This is a genomic window from Collimonas sp. NPDC087041 (assembly GCF_044745265.1).
GTDB lineage: Bacteria > Pseudomonadota > Gammaproteobacteria > Burkholderiales > Burkholderiaceae_D > Collimonas.
On record NZ_JBIUZX010000030.1, the window covers coordinates 1 to 1,577 of the forward strand.

1 protein-coding gene is annotated in these 1,577 nt (G+C 56.7%); it reads right to left on the reverse strand.

Features of this window, described 5'->3' with window-relative positions:
- Positions 1-1,577: tetratricopeptide repeat protein (locus tag ACIPF8_RS24505; RefSeq protein ID WP_400426368.1), on the reverse strand; the 1,577-nt coding region annotated here is incomplete at both ends.

The following is a 1,577-nucleotide window of genomic DNA, read 5'->3' on the forward strand; positions in this document are numbered from 1 at the left end:
TCGCCGGAGACCAGGCCGATTTGCAGGCGGCGTTCGGGATCGCGTGAATTGGTGTGAACGGGCCAGTGCGGGCGCAGCGGCGCTTCGAATTGCTCGGCGAAGCGCAGGTGTTCGGCAAACAGTTCTGCCGGAGAGACATCGGCGTTATTGCAGGCGCAGAATAGCAAGTTGCTGTGGGCGCAGGCATAGCCAGGTGCAATGTCGAGTGCCTGCCGAAAACTCACTTCCGCTTCGTCGAAGCGACCCAGTTCGAACAGAATGCAGCCGACATGGTCATGCACGCCAGCGTGATCCGGATGCGTCTGCAGAAAGCGGCTGTACATCTCGGCAGCTTCGCTGAGATGCCCGGTTTCCTTCAAGATATTGGCCAGGTTGTTATAACTATCGGCAAAATTGGGCCGTAGCTGTAGTACGCGGCGATAACAGGCTTGCGCTTCATCCAGTCGGCCTGTTTCATACAAGGCGATACCCAGGCTATTGTGTGCCTCGGCGTAAGTAGGTGAAATTTCGATGGATGAGCGCAGGCTGGCTTCGGCCTCGCCATAGCGTTTCAATGCCAATTGCGTAATGCCCAGATTGCGTTGCGATTCAGCATCGCGGGGCAACAGTTTGACCGCCTTCAGCATCGGCGGTAGCGCTTGTTCAAAGCGGCGCTGCTGCCATAGTGTTAAGCCCAGCAGCTTCCAGCAGGATCCGTCCTGCGGAAATTGCGACGGCAACCAATGAATGATTTTTTCCGCTTCGGCGTGACGCTCTTCAGAAAGCAGGCGCTGGACGTGCTGGATATATTGTTGCGCCGTAGATAACCGCGGTAGTTGTAAGGGGGAGATCAATTCTGTCGAGCTATGTGTCGAGATATCGGCGGCTGAAATGCGCTGCTCCAGCTTGTCGATTTCTTCGCCCTCCAGTCCATTGTCGCGGCCCAGGCGGAAGTACTGTTCAGCTTTTTCGATCTGACCATCCAGGATTAACGCATCGATAAAATTCAGCCAGTATTGGCCCTGTACCGGGTCGGCCTCCAAGGCCGCCTGGAAGTGTGGAAGTGCATGAGCAATGTCGCCACTTTGCGCGACCAGTAATCCCAGTAGATGATTGGTTTTTGCATGAGCGGGTTGCGATTCCAGTATGGCGCGGCAAACCATTTCAGCTTCTTGCGCATGCCCGGCCTGATGCAGTTGTATTGCTTGTTGCAAGACAGTTTCCAGCGTGTTTTGCAGTTCTTGTTCGATATTCGGGGAATGTGATGTTTCGGCGTGAAAGCTTTCGGCCGCTTGCCCATTGCACCAGCGCCGCCACATGGTGCGCAAAGCAGCGGCCAGGCCATCGGCGACAGTTTCTGGCTGACTGTATGGAGAGCTGACGAAGCGTTCACGCAAGCTGCTGCGGATCTCGGCCAGTGCTGCCGGATTGCCGGCCCACGTCAGGCCCTTGCGCACGAATTCCTCTGCGCTCTGTGCGATGAATTGATCCAGTCCAACCTGCGCCAGGATGCCTGCGCCAGACCGTCCTGCTACGGTGTTGCCGGCCAGCGTCAAGGTTGGTACACCCATCCATAATGCGTGCAGGGTGGTGGTGCC